Raw genomic sequence first — 16616 nt, 5'->3', positions numbered from 1 at the left:
CCGACCCCAACCACCGTGCCCTGCAGCCGGACCGCCTCGACCGCCGCGCCGATGAGGCCACGCTTGCCAACGCATTCGAAGACGATGTCGGGCGCTCCGCCGCAGAGATCGGTGAGGTTCTCGCTCAGCTTTTCGCCGGAAAGCGCGAAGCCGGTCGCGCCGAGAGCAAGCGCACGCTCGCGCTGATGGCCGTGGATGTCGGCCACCACGACACGCGATGCCCCCATGCGCCGCGCCCAGAAGGCGACGAGCAGTCCGATCGGCCCGGCACCCAGTATGGCGACCCGATCCCCCGGCTTCATGCCCGAACGGACGATGCAATGCAGGGCGACCGACAGTGGCTCGGCCAACGCACCATCCTCGAGTGCTACATCGTCGGACAGGATGTGACATTGGCGTGCGGCCACGGTCGCGTATTGCGCATAGCCGCCGCCGATCAGCTCCATCTCGTGACAGCGCGCCGGATCGCCGCGCTCGCAGGCCTCGCAGTGTCCGCAACCGCGCATCGGCACGACAGCGACCCGGTCACCGATCCGAAGGCCCTTTGCCTCCGATCCGACCGCGACGATGTCACCGGAGAATTCATGGCCGAGCACAAAGCCTGCCTCGATGCCGAAAGGCACCGGATCCTCGGTGATGTGCAGATCGCTGCCGCAGATGCCGCAAGCGGCGACACGCAAGACGACCTCGTCCGGGGCTGGCGTCGGGTCCGGCACCGTGCCGATCCGCAGTGGGACGCCGACCTTATCGAAGATGGCGGCTTTCATGAAATCCTCCTCGTCAGCGGTTCGGGGTCGACGAGCTTGCGTCGGATCGGGAACCATGGTGCATCCCACCGCTTCGAGATCAGGCCCCAGATGCCCGTCCGGGCGTAGAGCGCCACCAGAAGCGTCATCAGGCCGAGGACGACGAAATAGGTTGCGCCATATTCGCCGAACCAGCGGTCCGCGATGAAGAAGATCAGCGATCCGATCAGAACGCCCTCGATGGACCCGATCCCGCCGACCATGACGATGAAGATCGCGACGTTCGCCCACATCGGATCAAAGGCCGAACCCGGGGTGATGCGCAGCTGCGCCATGAAATAGATCGCGCCCGCGAGGCCGCAGCCGACCGCTGACGCGACATAGATCAGGAAGCGTAGCTTCACGACATTCACGCCCTGGCTGGCAGCCGCAACCGGATTGTCGCGTATGGCGATCAGCGCAAGGCCGAAGCGCGAGCGAAGCAGCCAATAGCTGCCGCCCAGCGTGACGAGCAGCATCCCCGCGCAGAGCAGCGACATAGCGACATTCCGCTCGAAGGCCGAATAGTCCTTCATCACGCGAAGCGACATGCCCGCGCCGGAATTGACGAGCGGCAGGTTCGAGGCGGTCAGCCGGAAGACCTCGGCCACCACCCATGTGCCGATCGAAAAATAGGGGCCATCCAGGCGATGCAGCAGCAGGTAGATCGGCACGGCCAGCGCGGCCGGCACCAGGAGCGACAGGAAGACCGCCACAAACGGATTGATGCCGTAGGTCTGCGCCAGCACGAAAAGCGCATAGCCGGCGGCGCCCATGAAGGCGTGCTGGCCTACGGAGACGAGGCCGGCATAGCCGGCGAGCAGGTTCCACATCTGCGCGACGGCGATATAGCAGCACAGCACCAGAACCGACCGGATCGTGCCGGTCGAAGCCCACCACGGCATGACAGCGACAGCGATCATGGCCAGCACCGCCAGCGTCATCGCGATGCGACCGGACCGGGTCTGGCGCTGGACCACGACCTCGGGCACCTCGGTTGTTGCCACATAGGGAATCGCACTCATGACAATGCCTTTCCGAACAGGCCCTGTGGGCGGGTCGCCAGCACGACCAGGAAGACGATATGTCCGGCAAGCACGCCGAAGCCCGGATCGATGCGGAAGCCGATGGCCTGCGAGATGCCGAGCACCATCGAGCCGACGAAGGCGCCCCATACCGTCCCCATGCCGCCGATGATCACCGCTTCGAACGCGTAGATCAGCTGGGCAGGTCCGTCGGCCGGAGCAACAGTCGACCGCAGCGCCTGGAAGACGGCTGCAAAACCGAGAATGCCGACCGCCGCCGCTGTCGCCATCGCATAGACGGCGCGCGGGTTGATGCCGGTCATCGCCGCCGCCTCGACATCGGCCGACGCGGCGCGGAGCGCGCGACCGAAGCGCGTGCGCTTCAGCGTCAGGTCGAGGCCTCCTGTCAGGCCCGTGGCAACGGCCAGCACGATCAGCGGCAGGAGACCGACATAGATGCCGCCGATCTCGATGGACTGGCTCTCGATCCCATGGCCGGGCAGCGATCGGCTGTTCGCGGACCATATCTGGAGCATCAGGTTCTGCAGCGCGATCGACAGTCCGAAGGTCGCGATCAGCGAGGGCAGCGGATCGCTGCCCACCACGCGGTTCAGCACGGCCTTCTGCAGCACCCAGCCCATCAGCACCGCGAGCGGCACCAGCACGATCAGCACCGGCAGCGGTCCCAGACCCCAAGCCGTGGCGATCGAGATGCCGATCAGCGACAAAAGGATCACCAGATCGCCATGGCTGATGTTGACGATCCGCATGACGCCGAACATCAGCGCCATGCCGAGTGCATACTGGGCATACATGCCGCCCAGCAGGACCCCCTGCACCAAGGCGTCAAACCACTCCATGGCCCGCTCCAAAATAGGCTTTGCCGATCTGCTCGCGCGTGATTTCGGCGGACCTGCCGGTCAGGGTCACGCGGCCCTCCAGCATGCAGTAGAGGCGGTCCGTGGCGGTCCGGGCGAGGCCGACATCCTGCTCGACCACGATCATCGCCGTGCCGGTGGCGCGGATTTCGGGCAAGGCGGCATAGATTTCGCGGATCACCTTGGGCGCGAGACCAAGGCTGATCTCATCGCAGAGCAGCACGCGCGGCTGGCAGAGCAGCGCGCGGCCGATCGCCACCATCTGCTGCTGCCCGCCCGAGAGGCTTTGCACCTGGGTGCGAGCCTTCTCCTTGAGGATCGGGAACAGCTGGTGCAGACGCGGCAGCGTCCATCCGCCCTTGGCGCCCATGCGCGCGGCCTGGTCGATGGCGACGCGCAGATTGTCCTCGACCGACATGCCGGTGAAGAGGCGGCGGCCCTCCGGCACGATGGCGACGCCCTTCTGCACCATGCGGTCGGTGGCGGTGCCGCCGACCGGCTCACCGTGCAGCAGCACCATCTCGCGCCCGACCGGAAGCAGGCCCATGATCGAACGCAGGAGGGTGGATTTTCCGGCCCCGTTGGCGCCGATCAAGGCCACGGCCTCACCCTGGTGCAGCTCGATGTCGACGCCGTAGAGCGCCTGGAAGTCGCCATAGCGGGCCAACAGCCCGTGGGTGGAAAGAACGGCCGTCATCCCTCGATCCCCATGTAGACGCGCTGGACCTCAGGCAGCGCGATCACGTCGGCGGGCACGCCTTCCGCGATCTTCTCGCCGAAATTCAGAACCAAGAGCCGGTCGGCTACCGCCAGCAATGCGTGCAGCACATGCTCGATCCACACGATGGTGATGCCGCGGTCGCGGATGCGGCGCACCAGCGCCACCAGCGCCTTCGATTCATCGTCGGTCAGCCCGCCCGCGATCTCGTCCAGCAGCAGCAGCTTCGGATCCGACGCCAGCGCGCGCGCCAGCTCCAGCCGCTTGCGGTCGAGCAGAGTGAGAGCGCCGGCCGAGACATTGGCCTTGTCGGAGAGTTCGCACTCGCGCAGGACCTGGGCGCAGAAAGCATAGCTCTGCTTCTCGGACCGGCCGCCGCCGAAAGCGGCGGCGACCAGCAGGTTTTCGAAGGTGGTCATGCCGGAATAGGGACGCGGGATCTGATAGGTCCGCCCGATCCCCATCTGGCAGCGCCGGAAGGGCGGCTCGCCGCGGAGTGCGGTGTCGCCGAGCTGGATCTCGCCGCCGGACGTCTTCAAGTCGCCGCTGATCATGTTGAACAGCGTCGTTTTGCCCGCCCCATTCGGGCCGAGGATGCCCAGCACCTCGCCCCGATGCACGTCGAAAGTCACGTCATGCAGGACGCGGACAGCGCCGAAGGACTTCGACACCCCGTGCGCTTTCAGCAGGATTTCCCTACCCATGACTCTGCCCGCGTCCCCGCTCATGTCACCAGGCGATCGGCTGAATAGCCTGTTGCGGCGCGAAGAGCTGATTGACCGTGTTGTCGACGATCTTCAGGTCATAAGGCCATTTCTCGCCCTTCACCCACTGGCCGCCGAAGATCGGCGTCTTGCAGATGTTCTTGTGGGGCGAGCCGTCGAACTTGATATGACCGACCAGCGTCTGCAGATCGGTAGCGACCAGGGCGTCTCGGTTGGCTGTGCGATCGAGCGGATTGGAAGAGCGCTTCAGGATGTCGAGCGCGACCTCGAGCAAGGCATGCGAATAGCCCAGCGGCTGCGTCCACTGCCGCTTCGAATCGACTTCCCATTGGCTGGCGATGTCGCTGCTGACCTGCCCGGTCAGCGACGACTTGAACGGGAACGCCGGTGTCCACCAGACCTCCGAGGACATGCCGTTGCCTAGAGGACCCATGGCCTCGACACCCCCCGGGAACAGGAGTGCCGCCGCCACCGTGACCGCCTTCGGCTTGAAGCCCTGCTGGTTGCACTGGGTGACGAAGGTCTTCAGATCGTCCGGATAGGTAATGCCGCCGATGATCTCGCAGCCCTGCTTCTTGAACTCGGCGATCTGTGCGGAAAAATCATTGGTGCGGGGCTGGAAATAGCCGGGCACCACGACCTCGTAGCCGGCCTTGCGGGTCGGCGCTGGCAAGCCATATTCGTCGTTGCCCCAGGTCTCGCCGTCGATGTTCTGCGGAAACAGCATGCCGACCTTCTTGTTGGTCTCCAGATGGCTCCAGAGTCCGACGAAGGTGTTCAGCGCCTCGTCGAGGCCCCAGAAGAAATGATAGGTCCAGCCGAAGGTCTGCTTGCCGCCGCCGCGCGGCATGATCACCGCTTGCCAGGGAGCACCGGAGGAAATGCAGGGGGTCTCATAAAGCTCGGCCTGCTCGGCCGCGGGCAGGATCGTGTCGGTGGTCGAGGCCGGTACGAGCAGATGCACCTCGTCGTTCAGGATGAGGTTGCCGGCGATTTCCGATGCCTTGTTCGGATTGGACTGGCTGTCGCGATCGAGGATCTCGATCTCGTAAGTATTGCCGTCGGCACATTGCAGCTGGCCGCCGAGCAGGGCGCGGATTTTCTGCAAGGTGTAGCCATCCGTTTCACCAAACAGGGCGAGCGGCCCGGTCGTGGGGCTGAGATAGCCGAGCTTGATCTTCCCCGCCGTCGCGGCGCGCAGATAGGTCGGCATGCCCAGCGTGCTGGCGGCAACGCCGGCTCCAATCCCCTTCAGGACGCTTCGGCGGCTGGGCCGCAAGCCCGATTTCACCAGTTTGTTGTAGTAGGTCATTGTCGGTTCCTCCCTGGGTTAAGTTTCTCCGGCCCACGGGACCGGTCTCAGTTCAAAGCTTGTTCAGGTCATCCTCAGCAGCGAGCCGCCATCGATGACGATCAGCGAGCCCGTCACGTAGGACGCGGCCGGCGACGCCAGATAGAGCGCCAGGCCCTTGATCTCTTCAGGGTCACCGATCCGGCCGATGAGCGACTGGGCCTCGAAGGCCTTGCGGTCCGCCGGATTGCGCAGCCGGCCGCCGGCGATGTTGGTGATGAACGGCCCGGGCAGGATTGCGTTGATGCGGATGTTGTAGGCGCCGAGCTCCATCGCCATGTGGCGAACGAGATGGTTCACCGCGGCCTTGGCGGGCATGTAGGGTGTACCCACGATGCTCTCGTTGATCAGCGAGGCGATGGACGACGTGACGATGATCTGGCCGCCGCCATTCGGCTTCATGTGCCGCACGGCATGCTTGATCGTGGTGTAGACCGAGGTCAGGTTTATCTCGATCACCTTGTCCCAGTGCTCGTCGGGCAGGTTCTCGATGGCGCCCTCGGGGTTCCTTTCGCCCGTCGGGGTGTTGAAGCCCGGCCCGGCGTCGATCCCGGCATTGGCGAACACGACGTCGATCGAGCCGGCCTTCTCGGCCACCTTGTCGAAGGCGGCCGCCATGGCCGCACGGTCGCCGACATCGACGACCTGGCCCCAGACATCGCCACCCGCCGCCCTGATCGCCGCCACGGTCTTCTCCAGCCCGGCAGGGTTCAGGTCGAAGATGCAGACCTTCGCCCCGTGCTCGGCCATGATCTCGGAATAGGCCTGCCCGATGCCGCTGGCGCCGCCGGTGACGATCACCGACTTGCCTCTGACATCGAACATCTTCTCAAGTGCGGCCATCAGTTTCCTCCCTTGCGCGACAGCACGAAATCGAACTCCACGTCGTAGAACGGCGCCGCGACCTCGACCCTGGCCGCGGCTTCGGCGTCCTCGACCTTGCGGAATTCGGCGAGCAGGCTTTTCTTCACGCCGAAGACGGCATCTGAATCGATGTACGGATCGTCCGGATCGAAGATGTGCGTGGTCAGCGCGTCGAAGCCCTCGGCCTCGACGATGTAGTGGAGATGCGCCGGACGATTGGGGTGGCGGCCTAGCGCGCCCAGCAGCCTGCCGACCGGACCGTCATCCGGGATCGGGTAGTATTTGGGCTTCACGCCGCGGAACCAGTAACGTCCGTCCGCACCGGTGCGGAACACCCCGCGCAGATTGAAGTCGGGCTGGATGCCCTTCTGCTGCACGTCGTAGAAACCCTCGTCATTGGCCTGCCAGACGTCGATCTTGGCGCCTGCGATCGGGTTACCCTCGGTATTGAGGATGCGGCCATGCACGAACATCGGCTCGCCCTTCTGGTCGAGGCAGATGTTCGATCCCATTGGCAATTCGGGCGCGTCGGCGACGTGGAAAGGCCCCAGCACCGTGGATTCCGAGGCACCCGACGGCTTGCGGTTGTTGATCGCATCGACCAGCATCGAGACGCCGAGAACATCCGACAGCAGGATGTACTCCTGCCGCCATTCGTTGCAGATCTGGCCCGTCTGCGTCAGGAACATGATCGCGCCGAACCATTCCTCCTGCGTCGGCTCGATCTCCTTCACCGCCTCGTGCAGCTTTCGGGTGATGACCTCCATCACCTCTTTGAGCCGCTCGTCTTTGGCGTTCCTGTTGCGCGCCACGACGACCTCGGCCGAGTTCGCCTCGGTGAAATAGCCGGATTCGTGTTCGTCAATCATGCGATCCTCCTCAGCGCGCCAGAACGGATTTGAAGACCCGGCGCAGTTCGGCCGCCGGATCGGCCGCGAGCGTTTCGGAACGCCAGGCGACGTGGTGGTCGGGACGGACGATCAGGCAGCCGGTGTCGCGGATCTCCCGCGCGCCGGCCCAGTCGCCGGCATGATCCTCGATCGTGCGGCGCGGGCCGATCACATGGCTGCGGATCGGCAGACCGAGCTCCGCGCCCACCGTCTCCGCCGCGGCGACCCACGCCTCGCCGCCAATACCGGTCAAAAGCGTGAACTCGCCATGCCCGCAAAGATCGAGCGTCGAGACCTTCCTGCCCGAGCGCTCGAACACCCAGACATGCGGCAAGCGCGCGCCCGGCCACGTCGTTGGCGCATAGTGCAGCTCGCGATCCTTCTCGAATGCCGGCTCGCGCTGGCCGTCGGTCACCACCGCGCCGGACGCATAGCGCTGGTTCATCTCGACGCCATGGGCGTCGAACTCGTACTTCTTGAAGGCGATAGCCTTGCGGAGCGCCTCGCGCTGCGCTTCGGCCGCGGGCGTCGCGTCGGCGCGGGCCTCCATGTTCCTCTGGATCTTGTCGTGATCGACGCCGCCATCCATGCCGAGCGCCTCGAAGATCGGTCCGAATTCGGCAATGGACTGGTTCGCCCGCGTCACGATCTGGCGCGCGATCGGTGCGCGCTCGGCAGAGTAGCTATCCAGAAGCCCGATGCCCGCCTGCCCCTTGACGACCTTGGCAAGCTTCCAGGCGAGATTGAACCCATCCTGGATCGATGTGTTCGAGCCGAGCCCGTTCGAGGGCGGATGCCGGTGCGCGGCGTCGCCCATGATGAACACCCGCCCCTTCTGCATGTGCGTGGCGAAGCAGTTGTTCACCGTCCAGGTGTTGGCGCCCAGGAGCTCGATCTCGAGCGCGGAATCTCCGACCAATTGACGCGCGACCTCGGTGGCCAGTTCCGGCGTTACCTCCGGCGGCGGCTGGTTGATGTCGTAGCCCCAGACGATCAGCCACTCATCCCACGGCCGCACCATGCGAACCAGACCCATGCCGATGCCGCCGACGTCGGCGCCGGGCTGCATGACCCAGTAGAGGACGCTCGGCCGGTGCGCGACGTATTTCGACAGATCGGCCCTGAACAGGATGTTCATCGAGCCGCCGACGCCCATCTTACCGTCGAGCGGCAGGCCCAGATGCTCGGCCACCAGCGAGTTGCCGCCGTCGGCGCCGACGAGGAACTTCGACCGCACGGTGAAATCCTTACCCGACAGCCGATCGCGGCAGGTCGTGGTCACGCCGTCCGCATCCTGGACATGGCTGACATATTCCGTGCTCATGCGTGCCTGCGTCCCGCGGGTGCAGGCCGACTTGAACAGGATCGGCTCCATGAAGGTCTGGGGCAAATCGTTCATGAAACAGGGAGACGACAGCAGATGTTCGGCCTTGGAGAGCGGCGCTGTACCCCAGCTCTTCATGCGGCCGATCTCCTCGCCGGCCAGGCTTTCGCAGAACACGTTCTCGCCCATCAGTTCCTGCGGCGAGGCGTGCATCATGGCCTCTGCCTCGACATCCGGACCGAGGTCGCGCAGCACTTCCATGGTGCGCTGGTTGGTGATGTGGGCACGCGGCGTGTTCGACAACCAGCGATAGCGATTGACGATCATGTTGGCCACGCCGTAGCTCGACAGCAGCGCGGCGGTGGCCGAGCCGGCCGGGCCAGTGCCGACGATCAGCACGTCGGTTTCGATATCCGCCATCAAATTCCTCCCTCGATCTTCGGACCGGTCAGCCTGCGGCGGACCGGAAACAGGTGCAGGCCATTGCGGGACGCGATCAGGCCCCAGAGCCCCTTTGGCGCAAAAAGCATCACGACAACGGCGATGAGGCCGAGCGTCATCAAGTACCAACTGCCGTAGTCGGCCAGCGCCGAGCGCAGCGCAAAGAAGACCAGCACACCGAGGATCGGCCCCTCGATGGTGCCGATGCCGCCGATGACGACAATAAAGATGACGTTGGCGGTCCAGTCGGTGACGGCAAAGGCCGCGCTCGGCGAGATGCGGGCCGTCTGCAGGAAAATCAGCGCGCCGGTCAGCCCGGTGGCAGCCGCGGCGATCAGAAAGACCGCCCATCTGAGCCGGGCGGTATCGACGCCCACCGATTGCGCCGCGTCGACATTGTCGCGCACGGCCGCCAGCGCCAGCCCGAGGCGGCTGCGCAGCAGCCAGTAGATGCCGCCCGTCACGGCCACGACCAGCGCCAAAGCCAGCCAGTAGGCCATGACATCGCGTGCCGCGGCCTCGCGGACGCCGAACAGCGCCCGGACCGCATCGGTGCCCAGGATGCTGCTCGTCGCCTCGCGCGGCAGCGACGTGCCGGTGCCGCCGCCAAGTGCCTTCCACTGCGCAACCAGCAGGCGCGTCACTTCGGCGATCACCCAGGTGCCGATGGCGAAATACGCGCCCTGCAAGCGGAACGCGAAAAAGGCCGTCGGAACCGCCAGCACCAGTGCCGCAAGGGCGCCCAGCGGGATCGCCAGGACCGGATTCCAGCCGAGCAGGATCACGCCGGCGAACATCGCGTAGGCGCCGATGCCGACGAAAGCCTGCTGGCCCACCGAGACCAGGCCGCCATAGCCCGCCAGCAGGTTCCAGATCTGCGCCAGCGTCAGCATGGTGAGGATGAAGAACAGATCCTGTATGACACCACGCGAGGCCACGGCAGGCAGCGCGAGCGCGGCGACGAGGAAGATCGGCACGATGATCGCGGTCACGGTTCCGGCGCGGGTGCGGGTTGTCAGTCGATACATGCCGGCCCTCAATCCACTGCGCGCGGAAAAAGCCCGCGCGGCCTGAGCAGCATCACGGCCAGGAAGGCGATGTGGCCGGCCAGGATCTGCCATTCCGGATTGAGCGCGGCGCCAAACGTTTGCGCCACCCCGATGATGATCCCGCCGGCAAGCGTCCCCCACAGGCTGCCGAGGCCGCCGATGATCACCGCCTCGAAGGCATAGATCAGCCGCGCCGGTCCGATCGAAGGATCGAAGTTCGCGCGCATGCCGAGATAGAGCGCCGCCAGCGTCACCACGACCATGGCGATCCCGGTGGCGATCGCGAAAATCCGCTTCGGCTCTATCCCCATCAGCCCCGCCGTCACGGCGTCGTCCGAGGTGGCGCGGAAGGCACGGCCGAGGGCGGTGTGGTAAAAGAGCGCGTTGAGCGCAATGATCGTCACGATCGCCGAGGCAAAGGTCATCAACGGCATGATCCCAACCGTGACCAGCCCTAGATCGAGCGATGCCCCTTCCAACGCGCCCACCGGAATGCGGCGGCTGTCGGCGGAGAAGGCCTCGAGCAGGCCGTTCTGCAAGGCGACCGACAGGCCGAACGTGACCAGAAGCGGCGGCAGGATGTCCTTGCCCAGCACGCGGTTCAGGACGGCGGCCTGCAGCAGCCAGCCGAGCCCGAACATCACGGGCATGGCAATCAGGGCAGCGATCCAGGGCGACAAGCCGAGCAGCGTGACGCCCATCAAAACCAGATAAGCGGCAAGAATGATGAGGTCGCCATGGGCTAGGTTCACCAGCCGCATGATGCCGAAGACGAGGCTCAACCCTGCTGCAAACAGGGCATAGAGCCCGCCCAGCAGAATCCCTTGCACGAGGGTGTCCAGCCAGATCATCGCCGCGCCACCTCGATCAGGCCACAAGGGTGCTGTGCGAGCAGACGACCGAGCCTTGGTTCCCGCGTCATGCCGCCACTCCGAAATAGGCAGAGTGGATATCTTCGCGCGTGACCTCGGCCGCCCTGGCGGCCAGCGTGGCGCGACCCTCCATCATGCAGTAGACGCGGTCGGCCACTGCCAGCGCCTTGCCGATATCCTGCTCCACCAGCACGATCGCGGCGCCGCCTTGGCGGATCCTGGGAAGTGCTGCGTAGATATCGCGGATGACGACGGGCGCGAGGCCGAGGCTGATCTCGTCGCAAAGCAGCAATTCGGGGTTCGACATCAGCGCCCGGCCGATCGCCACCATCTGCTGCTGGCCACCCGAGAGCGCGGTACCGGGGCTCTTGCGCCGCTCGCCCAGGATCGGGAAAAGGTCATAGACCGCGTCGAGGCTCCACGGCCCCTGCACCTTACGCGCCTGCCCGCCGACCAGCAGATTTTCCTCGACGGTGAGCGAAGGGAACAGCCGGCGCCCCTCCGGCACCATGGCGATGCCGCGCTTCATGATCTCGGCCGAAGACAGCGCGCCGATCGGCTCGCCCCTGTGCAGCACCATGCCGGGCGCGTTGCCGATCACGCCGGTGATCGAGCGCATCAGCGTGGATTTGCCGGCGCCGTTGGCGCCGATGATCGCCACGCATTCGCCCGCGGCCACGGTGATATCCACACCGAACAGTGCCCGGAACTGGCCGTAATTCGCGGTGAGGCCGCGCGTTTCCAGCATCAGACCTCGAGCCCCAGATAGATTTCGCGAACCGCCTTCGAGGCCATGATCTCATCAGGCGCGCCGATCCCGATCACGCGCCCGAAATCCAGCACGAGGAGCCGCTCGACCACCGAATTCAGGGCATGCAGCACATGCTCGATCCAGATGATGGTGGTCCCCCTCGCGTGGATGGCTCTGATCGTCGCGACCAGGGCCTTGCATTCGCCCTCCGTCAGACCGCCCGCGATCTCGTCCAGAAGCAGAAGTTCGGGGCCTGTCGCCAAGGCGCGGGCGAGTTCCAGGCGCTTGCGGTCGAGAAGGCTCAACGAGCCGGCCACGAAATTGGCTTTCCTGAGGAGCTCCGTCGCCTCGAGGATACCAGCGCAATCCTCGACCATCTCGGCCTCGCGTCCGCCGCGGCCGAAGGCGGCGGCGGTCAAGAGATTCTCGAACACGGTCAGCCCCTCGAAAGGCTGCGGAATCTGGAAGCTGCGGCCGACGCCCATGCGCACCCGCTCCATGGCCGGAGCGCGGGTCACGTCGCGGCCGAGGAATTCGATGCGGCCCTCATTTGCAAACAAGTTTCCGGTGATCAGGTTGAAGAGCGTCGATTTTCCCGCGCCGTTCGGGCCTATAATGCCCAGCGCTTCGCCGCGCGGCACGCTGACGGTCACGGAATCCGCAACCTTCAGGGCGCCGAAGGACTTCGAAACGTTTTCCAGCCTGAGTATCATCACAGTCATCCTTGGGTCGCGCCGAACGAGGGCGGCGCAGCCGCCCCCGGCAGCGTCAGGCCAGGGCTTCCATCTTGCCAGCGGTGGGAATCTCGGTAGCGCCGGCGTTCTCGACGGTCACCAGATCGAAGCCGCCACCGGCCTTCTTCCGCCACTGGCCGCCAACGAGCGGCGTCTTGCAGACGTTCTTCGCGGCGAAAGGCGGCAGTCCCGCACCGCTCCATGCCACTTTCCCCACCACCGTCGTCATGTCGGTGGCGGCTATGGCCGCCGCGATCGCCTCGGCATTGGTCGGATCCGAAACGCGCCCCATGACATTGGCCGCCACCTCGAACAGCGAATGGACAAAACCGATCGGCTGCGTCCAGGGGCGCCCGGTCTTGGCGGTGAAATCCGCCGCGATTTCCGCCGAGCTCTCGCCCGTCACGGACGATTTGAACGGATGCGAGGCCGACCACCAGACCTCGGATGAGAGGTTGTGGCCAGCATCGCCCAGCGTCTCGACCGATTGCGGAAAGAGGATCGCTTTGGCCACCGTTATCGCCTTGGGCTTGAAGCCCTGCTGGCGGGCCTGGTTCCAGAAGGTGGTGAAGTCCGGCGGAATGACCACACCGGTGACGATCTCGGCATTGGCCGCCTTGAAGGCGTTGACCTGCGCGGTGAAATCGTCCGACAGGTTCTGATAGCGGCCGGGATCGGCAAGGCTGAAACCGGCGGCATCGAGGCCCGGCTTCAAGCCGTTCTTCGGATCACCCCAGGCATTGCCGTCGGCATCGTTGGGGAACAGCCCTCCCACCTTGCCGTTGGTGGAAAGCTGCTTCCACATGCCGGTGTAGACGGCGATGATGTCCTCGAGACCCCAGAAATAGTGATAGGCGAAGTTGAAAGGCTTCCACGAGGACGGATCGGCCGGATTGCCCTGCTGGCCGATGAACCAGGGCTGCCACGGCGCCATCGTCGAGATCACCGGCACGCCCTCCGCCTCGCAGGTGGTGGCCACCGGATTGGTGTTCTCGGGCGTCGAGCCGACGAGCATCAGGTTGATCTCGTCATCGACGATCAGGCTCTTGGCTACCTCGGCCGCGCGGTTGGGGTTCGACTGGCTGTCCTTGACGATGACCTCGAAGTTCTTGCCCGCCTCGGAAGCGAGGAAGGCCTTGATGTTGTAGGCGTCGCTTTCCGCGAAGCCGGCGAGCGGCCCCGTCTGCGGCGAAACATAGCCCAGGCGGATCTTGGCGCCTTGCGCGATGGCCGGCGTCGCCAGGCGCGAACCGGCGAGCGCCAGGCCTGTCGCCGCCGAGGCTTTCAGTAGGCTGCGTCTTGTGATCATGTTTGGTTCCTCCCTCTTGTTTTGTTCTCAGTCCCCCGGACGGCGTCCCTCCCACGCCGCCTGAAGGAGTTCCCTTATCGATCCCGGATCAATCGGCCTTGGATTCGCATAGGCATTCTTCACCGCGATTGCCGCCGCGCGGTCGAGATCGGCCTCCTCGATGCCGATCGCCTTCAGGCTCAGCGGAGAGCCGACCGACTGTGCGAAATCCCAGAGCCCGCCGCCCGCCGAACCACCACCGAATGCCTCAGCGATCGGGCGCAGCAGATCGGGCACCGCCGCTTCGTTGAAGGCGGTCGTGTAGGGCAGCAGGATGGCGTGGGTTTCGGCGTGCGGCGTGTCGAACGAGCCGCCGAAGACGTGCGCCAGCTTGTGATGCAGCGCCATCGAGACATAGCCGAGTGCGGTCGAGCAGCACCACGCCGCATAGAGCGCCTGCGTCCGCGCCGCGCGATCCTGCGGATTGCCGATCAACCTTGGAATGCCTTCCCGAAAGGCAACCATGGCATCCCTGCACATCAGCACGATGACCGGATTGCGATCGGGGGCATACAAGGCTTCCATCGCATGAGCGATCGCGTTCATCGCCGAGGTTACGGTGAGATTTACCGGCAAGCTCAGTGTCAGATCGACGTCGTAGATCACCGTCTCTGGGCGAATGTCCGGCGAGCGGCGGGTGGTCTTCTCGCCGGCTGCCGTCTCGCCGAGTATGTCGGTCATTTCCGAGCCGGCATAGGTGGTGGGAATGACCACCTGGTCGGCGCCCGTGCGCACGGCAATGGCCTTGCCGAGCCCAGTGGTCGAGCCGCCGCCGAGGCTGACGACCGCCGAAGCGCCACTGCCGCGGAAGGTATCGATGGCCTTTTCCGTGACCTCGACAGGGGTATGCATGACCGCGCCGGCAAAGATCCCGGCGGCGAGGCCACCAAGGCTTGCGGCCAGCCTTTCCGCATCGCCCTTCTGATGCGGCGTCGAAAGCACCATCACCTTTTCATGGCCGAGCCGCCGGACTTCCTCCTCGACGCGAGCCATGGTGCCGGCACCGAAGACCACCCGTGTCGTCAGGCCCGGAAAGGTGAAGCTGTCCATCATCGCGCCGCCTCCATGCGCGGGCCACGCCCGGCCGCGAGGTCGTCGAGGATAGTGCCCAGCATGGCAATCTCGGCGTCCGAGACCTCATGGCCGCGGCCCGGGAACAGATCGGCCCGCAGGCTCGCGCCAATCCGGCCCAGCGATTGCGCGGCATCGGCAAACGCCGAGACCGGTATCCACGGATCGGCATCACCACCGGAAAGATAAATCGGCATTCCGGCCGGCGCCGCCTCGGATCTTTCGTCCGCCGGAACGCCGACACGGCAGCCCGTGAAGGCCGCCAAAGCGTCCGGCGGCGGCAGCCCCGCACAGAGATATTCGATCGAGAGACACGCCCCTTGCGAGAAGCCCGCGAGAAGCAGCGGCAGTCCGGGCAGTTCGGCACGCGCCGCAACCATTGCGGCCGCAAGGTGGTCGAGCGCGTCAGAGAGCTGCGCGCGGGCGACCGACGTCAACGGGTCGACGGCACGCGCCTCCCACCACATGCCGTGCGGCGCGCGCGGCAGGATGAAGGCCACGGCCGACGCGGAAAGCCGCGACAGCACATGGGACTGCATCTCTTCGGGCGATTGGCCGCGGCCGTGGACGAAGACGCAAATCGCCTTAGCCTCCGGGCCTCTTGGCCCAAGCCGGAGCGGACCGCTGCCTGAACTCACGCGAAATCCGCCTGTTCCAGGCCGGCCTGCAATTCGCTCTCGCGGTCCTTGAACCAAGGCGGGAAGACCAGCGTCTTGCCGATCTGGCCCGGAGGCTCGTCCTTGGCCCAGCCTTCCGGCGTGGTCCAGGCAATTTCGAACAGCGCGCCGCCGGGCGAGCGGACATAACAGGACTTGAAGTAGTTGCGGTCCTTCTGCTCCGATATGTCCGTGAAGCCGAGGCCCTCGATATGAGCGCGCAGCTTCAACTGGTTCTCTTCGTCGCCGGTGTTGAGGGCGAGGTGGTGGATCGTGCCTCCCGCCAGAGTCCAGGTGCCCTGCGGGCTGTCGCGGTCGACAATGACCTCCACGCGCTGTGCGACGCCGGCCGCATCCGGCACGCGGAACACGAGCCCCTCGTGGTCGTCGGCCTCTTTCTCCATCGGCAATGCGATGGTCAGGAAGTCGTCCATGGCGGTGCGGTCCATCACCGCCACCACGGCGCCGTAGATTCCCTTGATGCCGTGGGCCTTGCCGATGCCCTGCGCCTCGTTGGTGATGGGCGCGCGGGGATCCCTGTCGCTTTCCACCAGCTCATGCGGGATGCCGCAGGGATGTGCGAAAGCCGCACGGTCGGCGCCAAAACGGGTGATCTTGATGGCCTCGATGCCGCGCGCATTCAACCGGTCGACCCAGAAATCCGCGGCGCCCCTGGGGATCGACTGCATGATGGTGCGCGACTGATTGGACCCGCGGCGGCCATAGACGCCCGGCTTGCGGAACGGGAAGGTGGTGATGATCGTCGACGCATCGCCATTGGGCGAGCCGTAATAGAGGTGGTAGACCGGGATGACGCCGTCGAACAAGACGGTGCGCTTCACCGAATGCAGGCCGAGCGCCTTGGTATAGAAATCAAAATCTTCCTGAGCGCTGTCGGTCGAGAGCGTCAAATGGTGGTAGCCGCTGATACGTGCCATCGGTCATCTCCTCCCAGAGGTTTCGGTATCGCTCCGCCGCTGCGGGCAGAGCACGAGGTTGAGGTCGAGCGCGTGCTTGCGTTTTCCTCCATTGGGCGGCAGCGCGCGGAACTCGGCCATGAGTTCGGGTTTGACCCCGAAGATGGCATCCCGGCCGATCGCAGGGTCCGACCGGTCGAAGATGTGGGTCGTCAGC

At 65.4% G+C, this 16616-nt stretch carries 17 protein-coding genes and 1 pseudogene; all 18 read right to left on the bottom strand.

What is annotated here, in order from left to right; all coding sequences use genetic code 11:
- Positions 1 to 767: alcohol dehydrogenase catalytic domain-containing protein (locus tag EOA22_RS06670; protein WP_127389890.1), on the bottom strand; the 767-nt coding region annotated here is incomplete at its 3' end.
- Positions 764 to 1810, bottom strand: a complete 1047-nt coding sequence (locus tag EOA22_RS06665) for a branched-chain amino acid ABC transporter permease (protein ID WP_063167506.1) — start codon at positions 1808 to 1810, stop codon at positions 764 to 766. The genes EOA22_RS06670 and EOA22_RS06665, both read right to left, overlap by 4 nt.
- On the bottom strand, positions 1807 to 2670 hold the full coding sequence (locus EOA22_RS06660; protein ID WP_013533085.1) for a branched-chain amino acid ABC transporter permease: 864 nt from the start codon (positions 2668 to 2670) through the stop codon (positions 1807 to 1809). Before EOA22_RS06660 ends, EOA22_RS06665 begins: the two co-directional genes overlap by 4 nt.
- Entirely contained in the window at positions 2657 to 3385 is a 729-nt protein-coding gene (locus EOA22_RS06655) for an ABC transporter ATP-binding protein (RefSeq protein WP_013533086.1), read from the bottom strand. The genes EOA22_RS06660 and EOA22_RS06655 overlap by 14 nt, the downstream gene beginning before the upstream one ends.
- The gene (locus tag EOA22_RS06650; RefSeq protein ID WP_063167505.1) at positions 3382 to 4110 is read right to left on the bottom strand and encodes an ABC transporter ATP-binding protein; all 729 of its coding nucleotides are present in this window, start codon (positions 4108 to 4110) and stop codon (positions 3382 to 3384) included. Before EOA22_RS06650 ends, EOA22_RS06655 begins: the two co-directional genes overlap by 4 nt.
- A gap of 25 nt (positions 4111 to 4135) precedes the next feature.
- On the bottom strand, positions 4136 to 5443 hold the full coding sequence (locus tag EOA22_RS06645) for an ABC transporter substrate-binding protein (protein ID WP_063167504.1): 1308 nt from the start codon (positions 5441 to 5443) through the stop codon (positions 4136 to 4138).
- A 63-nt stretch (positions 5444 to 5506) separates the two neighbouring features.
- Positions 5507 to 6325: an SDR family NAD(P)-dependent oxidoreductase gene (locus tag EOA22_RS06640; protein ID WP_013533089.1), complete on the bottom strand. Its 819-nt coding sequence runs from the start codon at positions 6323 to 6325 to the stop codon at positions 5507 to 5509.
- Positions 6325 to 7215 (bottom strand): intradiol ring-cleavage dioxygenase, encoded by an 891-nt coding sequence (locus EOA22_RS06635; RefSeq protein WP_063167503.1) that lies wholly within the window; start codon positions 7213 to 7215, stop codon positions 6325 to 6327. Before EOA22_RS06635 ends, EOA22_RS06640 begins: the two co-directional genes overlap by 1 nt.
- A gap of 10 nt (positions 7216 to 7225) precedes the next feature.
- Positions 7226 to 8980: an FAD-dependent monooxygenase gene (locus EOA22_RS06630; RefSeq protein ID WP_063167502.1), complete on the bottom strand. Its 1755-nt coding sequence runs from the start codon at positions 8978 to 8980 to the stop codon at positions 7226 to 7228.
- Positions 8980 to 10029, bottom strand: a complete 1050-nt coding sequence (locus EOA22_RS06625) for a branched-chain amino acid ABC transporter permease (protein ID WP_063167501.1) — start codon at positions 10027 to 10029, stop codon at positions 8980 to 8982. The genes EOA22_RS06630 and EOA22_RS06625 overlap by 1 nt, the downstream gene beginning before the upstream one ends.
- 8 nt (positions 10030 to 10037) lie before the next feature.
- The gene (locus tag EOA22_RS06620) at positions 10038 to 10901 is read right to left on the bottom strand and encodes a branched-chain amino acid ABC transporter permease (RefSeq protein WP_013533093.1); all 864 of its coding nucleotides are present in this window, start codon (positions 10899 to 10901) and stop codon (positions 10038 to 10040) included.
- A gap of 67 nt (positions 10902 to 10968) precedes the next feature.
- Entirely contained in the window at positions 10969 to 11670 is a 702-nt protein-coding gene (locus EOA22_RS06615) for an ABC transporter ATP-binding protein (protein ID WP_063167500.1), read from the bottom strand.
- A complete protein-coding gene (locus EOA22_RS06610; protein WP_063170177.1) occupies positions 11670 to 12386 on the bottom strand; it encodes an ABC transporter ATP-binding protein in 717 nt (238 codons plus the stop codon). The genes EOA22_RS06615 and EOA22_RS06610 overlap by 1 nt, the downstream gene beginning before the upstream one ends.
- Positions 12387 to 12441: 55 nt before the next feature.
- Positions 12442 to 13716, bottom strand: a complete 1275-nt coding sequence (locus EOA22_RS06605) for an ABC transporter substrate-binding protein (RefSeq protein ID WP_063167499.1) — start codon at positions 13714 to 13716, stop codon at positions 12442 to 12444.
- A gap of 27 nt (positions 13717 to 13743) precedes the next feature.
- Entirely contained in the window at positions 13744 to 14805 is a 1062-nt protein-coding gene (locus tag EOA22_RS06600; protein WP_063170176.1) for a maleylacetate reductase, read from the bottom strand.
- The gene (locus EOA22_RS06595; RefSeq protein WP_013533098.1) at positions 14805 to 15464 is read right to left on the bottom strand and encodes a dienelactone hydrolase family protein; all 660 of its coding nucleotides are present in this window, start codon (positions 15462 to 15464) and stop codon (positions 14805 to 14807) included. The genes EOA22_RS06600 and EOA22_RS06595 overlap by 1 nt, the downstream gene beginning before the upstream one ends.
- Positions 15461 to 16420 carry a VOC family protein gene (locus EOA22_RS06590; protein WP_013533099.1) on the bottom strand — a complete coding sequence of 320 codons (960 nt, stop codon included), beginning with the start codon at positions 16418 to 16420 and terminating at the stop codon, positions 15461 to 15463. Before EOA22_RS06590 ends, EOA22_RS06595 begins: the two co-directional genes overlap by 4 nt.
- Positions 16421 to 16423: 3 nt before the next feature.
- A pseudogene (locus tag EOA22_RS06585) lies at positions 16424 to 16616 on the bottom strand (6-chlorohydroxyquinol-1,2-dioxygenase); the annotation flags it as partial.

Origin of the sequence: Mesorhizobium sp. M7A.F.Ca.US.014.04.1.1 (assembly GCF_003998745.1) — a bacterium.
GTDB lineage: Bacteria > Pseudomonadota > Alphaproteobacteria > Rhizobiales > Rhizobiaceae > Mesorhizobium > Mesorhizobium ciceri.
Note: the sequence above shows the minus strand (reverse complement) of the source record. Positions and strands in the feature narration are given on the sequence as shown.

Coding starts and splice junctions, on each gene's coding strand:
- EOA22_RS06620 (WP_013533093.1), bottom strand. CDS start 10,901: ATGATCTGGCTGGACACCCTCGTGCAAGGGATTCTGCTGGGCGGGCTC.
- EOA22_RS06630 (WP_063167502.1), bottom strand. CDS start 8,980: ATGGCGGATATCGAAACCGACGTGCTGATCGTCGGCACTGGCCCGGCC.
- EOA22_RS06605 (WP_063167499.1), bottom strand. CDS start 13,716: ATGATCACAAGACGCAGCCTACTGAAAGCCTCGGCGGCGACAGGCCTG.
- EOA22_RS06660 (WP_013533085.1), bottom strand. CDS start 2,670: ATGGAGTGGTTTGACGCCTTGGTGCAGGGGGTCCTGCTGGGCGGCATG.
- EOA22_RS06615 (WP_063167500.1), bottom strand. CDS start 11,670: ATGCTGGAAACGCGCGGCCTCACCGCGAATTACGGCCAGTTCCGGGCA.
- EOA22_RS06625 (WP_063167501.1), bottom strand. CDS start 10,029: ATGTATCGACTGACAACCCGCACCCGCGCCGGAACCGTGACCGCGATC.
- EOA22_RS06645 (WP_063167504.1), bottom strand. CDS start 5,443: ATGACCTACTACAACAAACTGGTGAAATCGGGCTTGCGGCCCAGCCGC.
- EOA22_RS06635 (WP_063167503.1), bottom strand. CDS start 7,215: ATGATTGACGAACACGAATCCGGCTATTTCACCGAGGCGAACTCGGCC.
- EOA22_RS06600 (WP_063170176.1), bottom strand. CDS start 14,805: ATGGACAGCTTCACCTTTCCGGGCCTGACGACACGGGTGGTCTTCGGT.
- EOA22_RS06610 (WP_063170177.1), bottom strand. CDS start 12,386: ATGATACTCAGGCTGGAAAACGTTTCGAAGTCCTTCGGCGCCCTGAAG.
- EOA22_RS06590 (WP_013533099.1), bottom strand. CDS start 16,420: ATGGCACGTATCAGCGGCTACCACCATTTGACGCTCTCGACCGACAGC.
- EOA22_RS06665 (WP_063167506.1), bottom strand. CDS start 1,810: ATGAGTGCGATTCCCTATGTGGCAACAACCGAGGTGCCCGAGGTCGTG.
- EOA22_RS06650 (WP_063167505.1), bottom strand. CDS start 4,110: ATGGGTAGGGAAATCCTGCTGAAAGCGCACGGGGTGTCGAAGTCCTTC.
- EOA22_RS06655 (WP_013533086.1), bottom strand. CDS start 3,385: ATGACGGCCGTTCTTTCCACCCACGGGCTGTTGGCCCGCTATGGCGAC.
- EOA22_RS06640 (WP_013533089.1), bottom strand. CDS start 6,325: ATGGCCGCACTTGAGAAGATGTTCGATGTCAGAGGCAAGTCGGTGATC.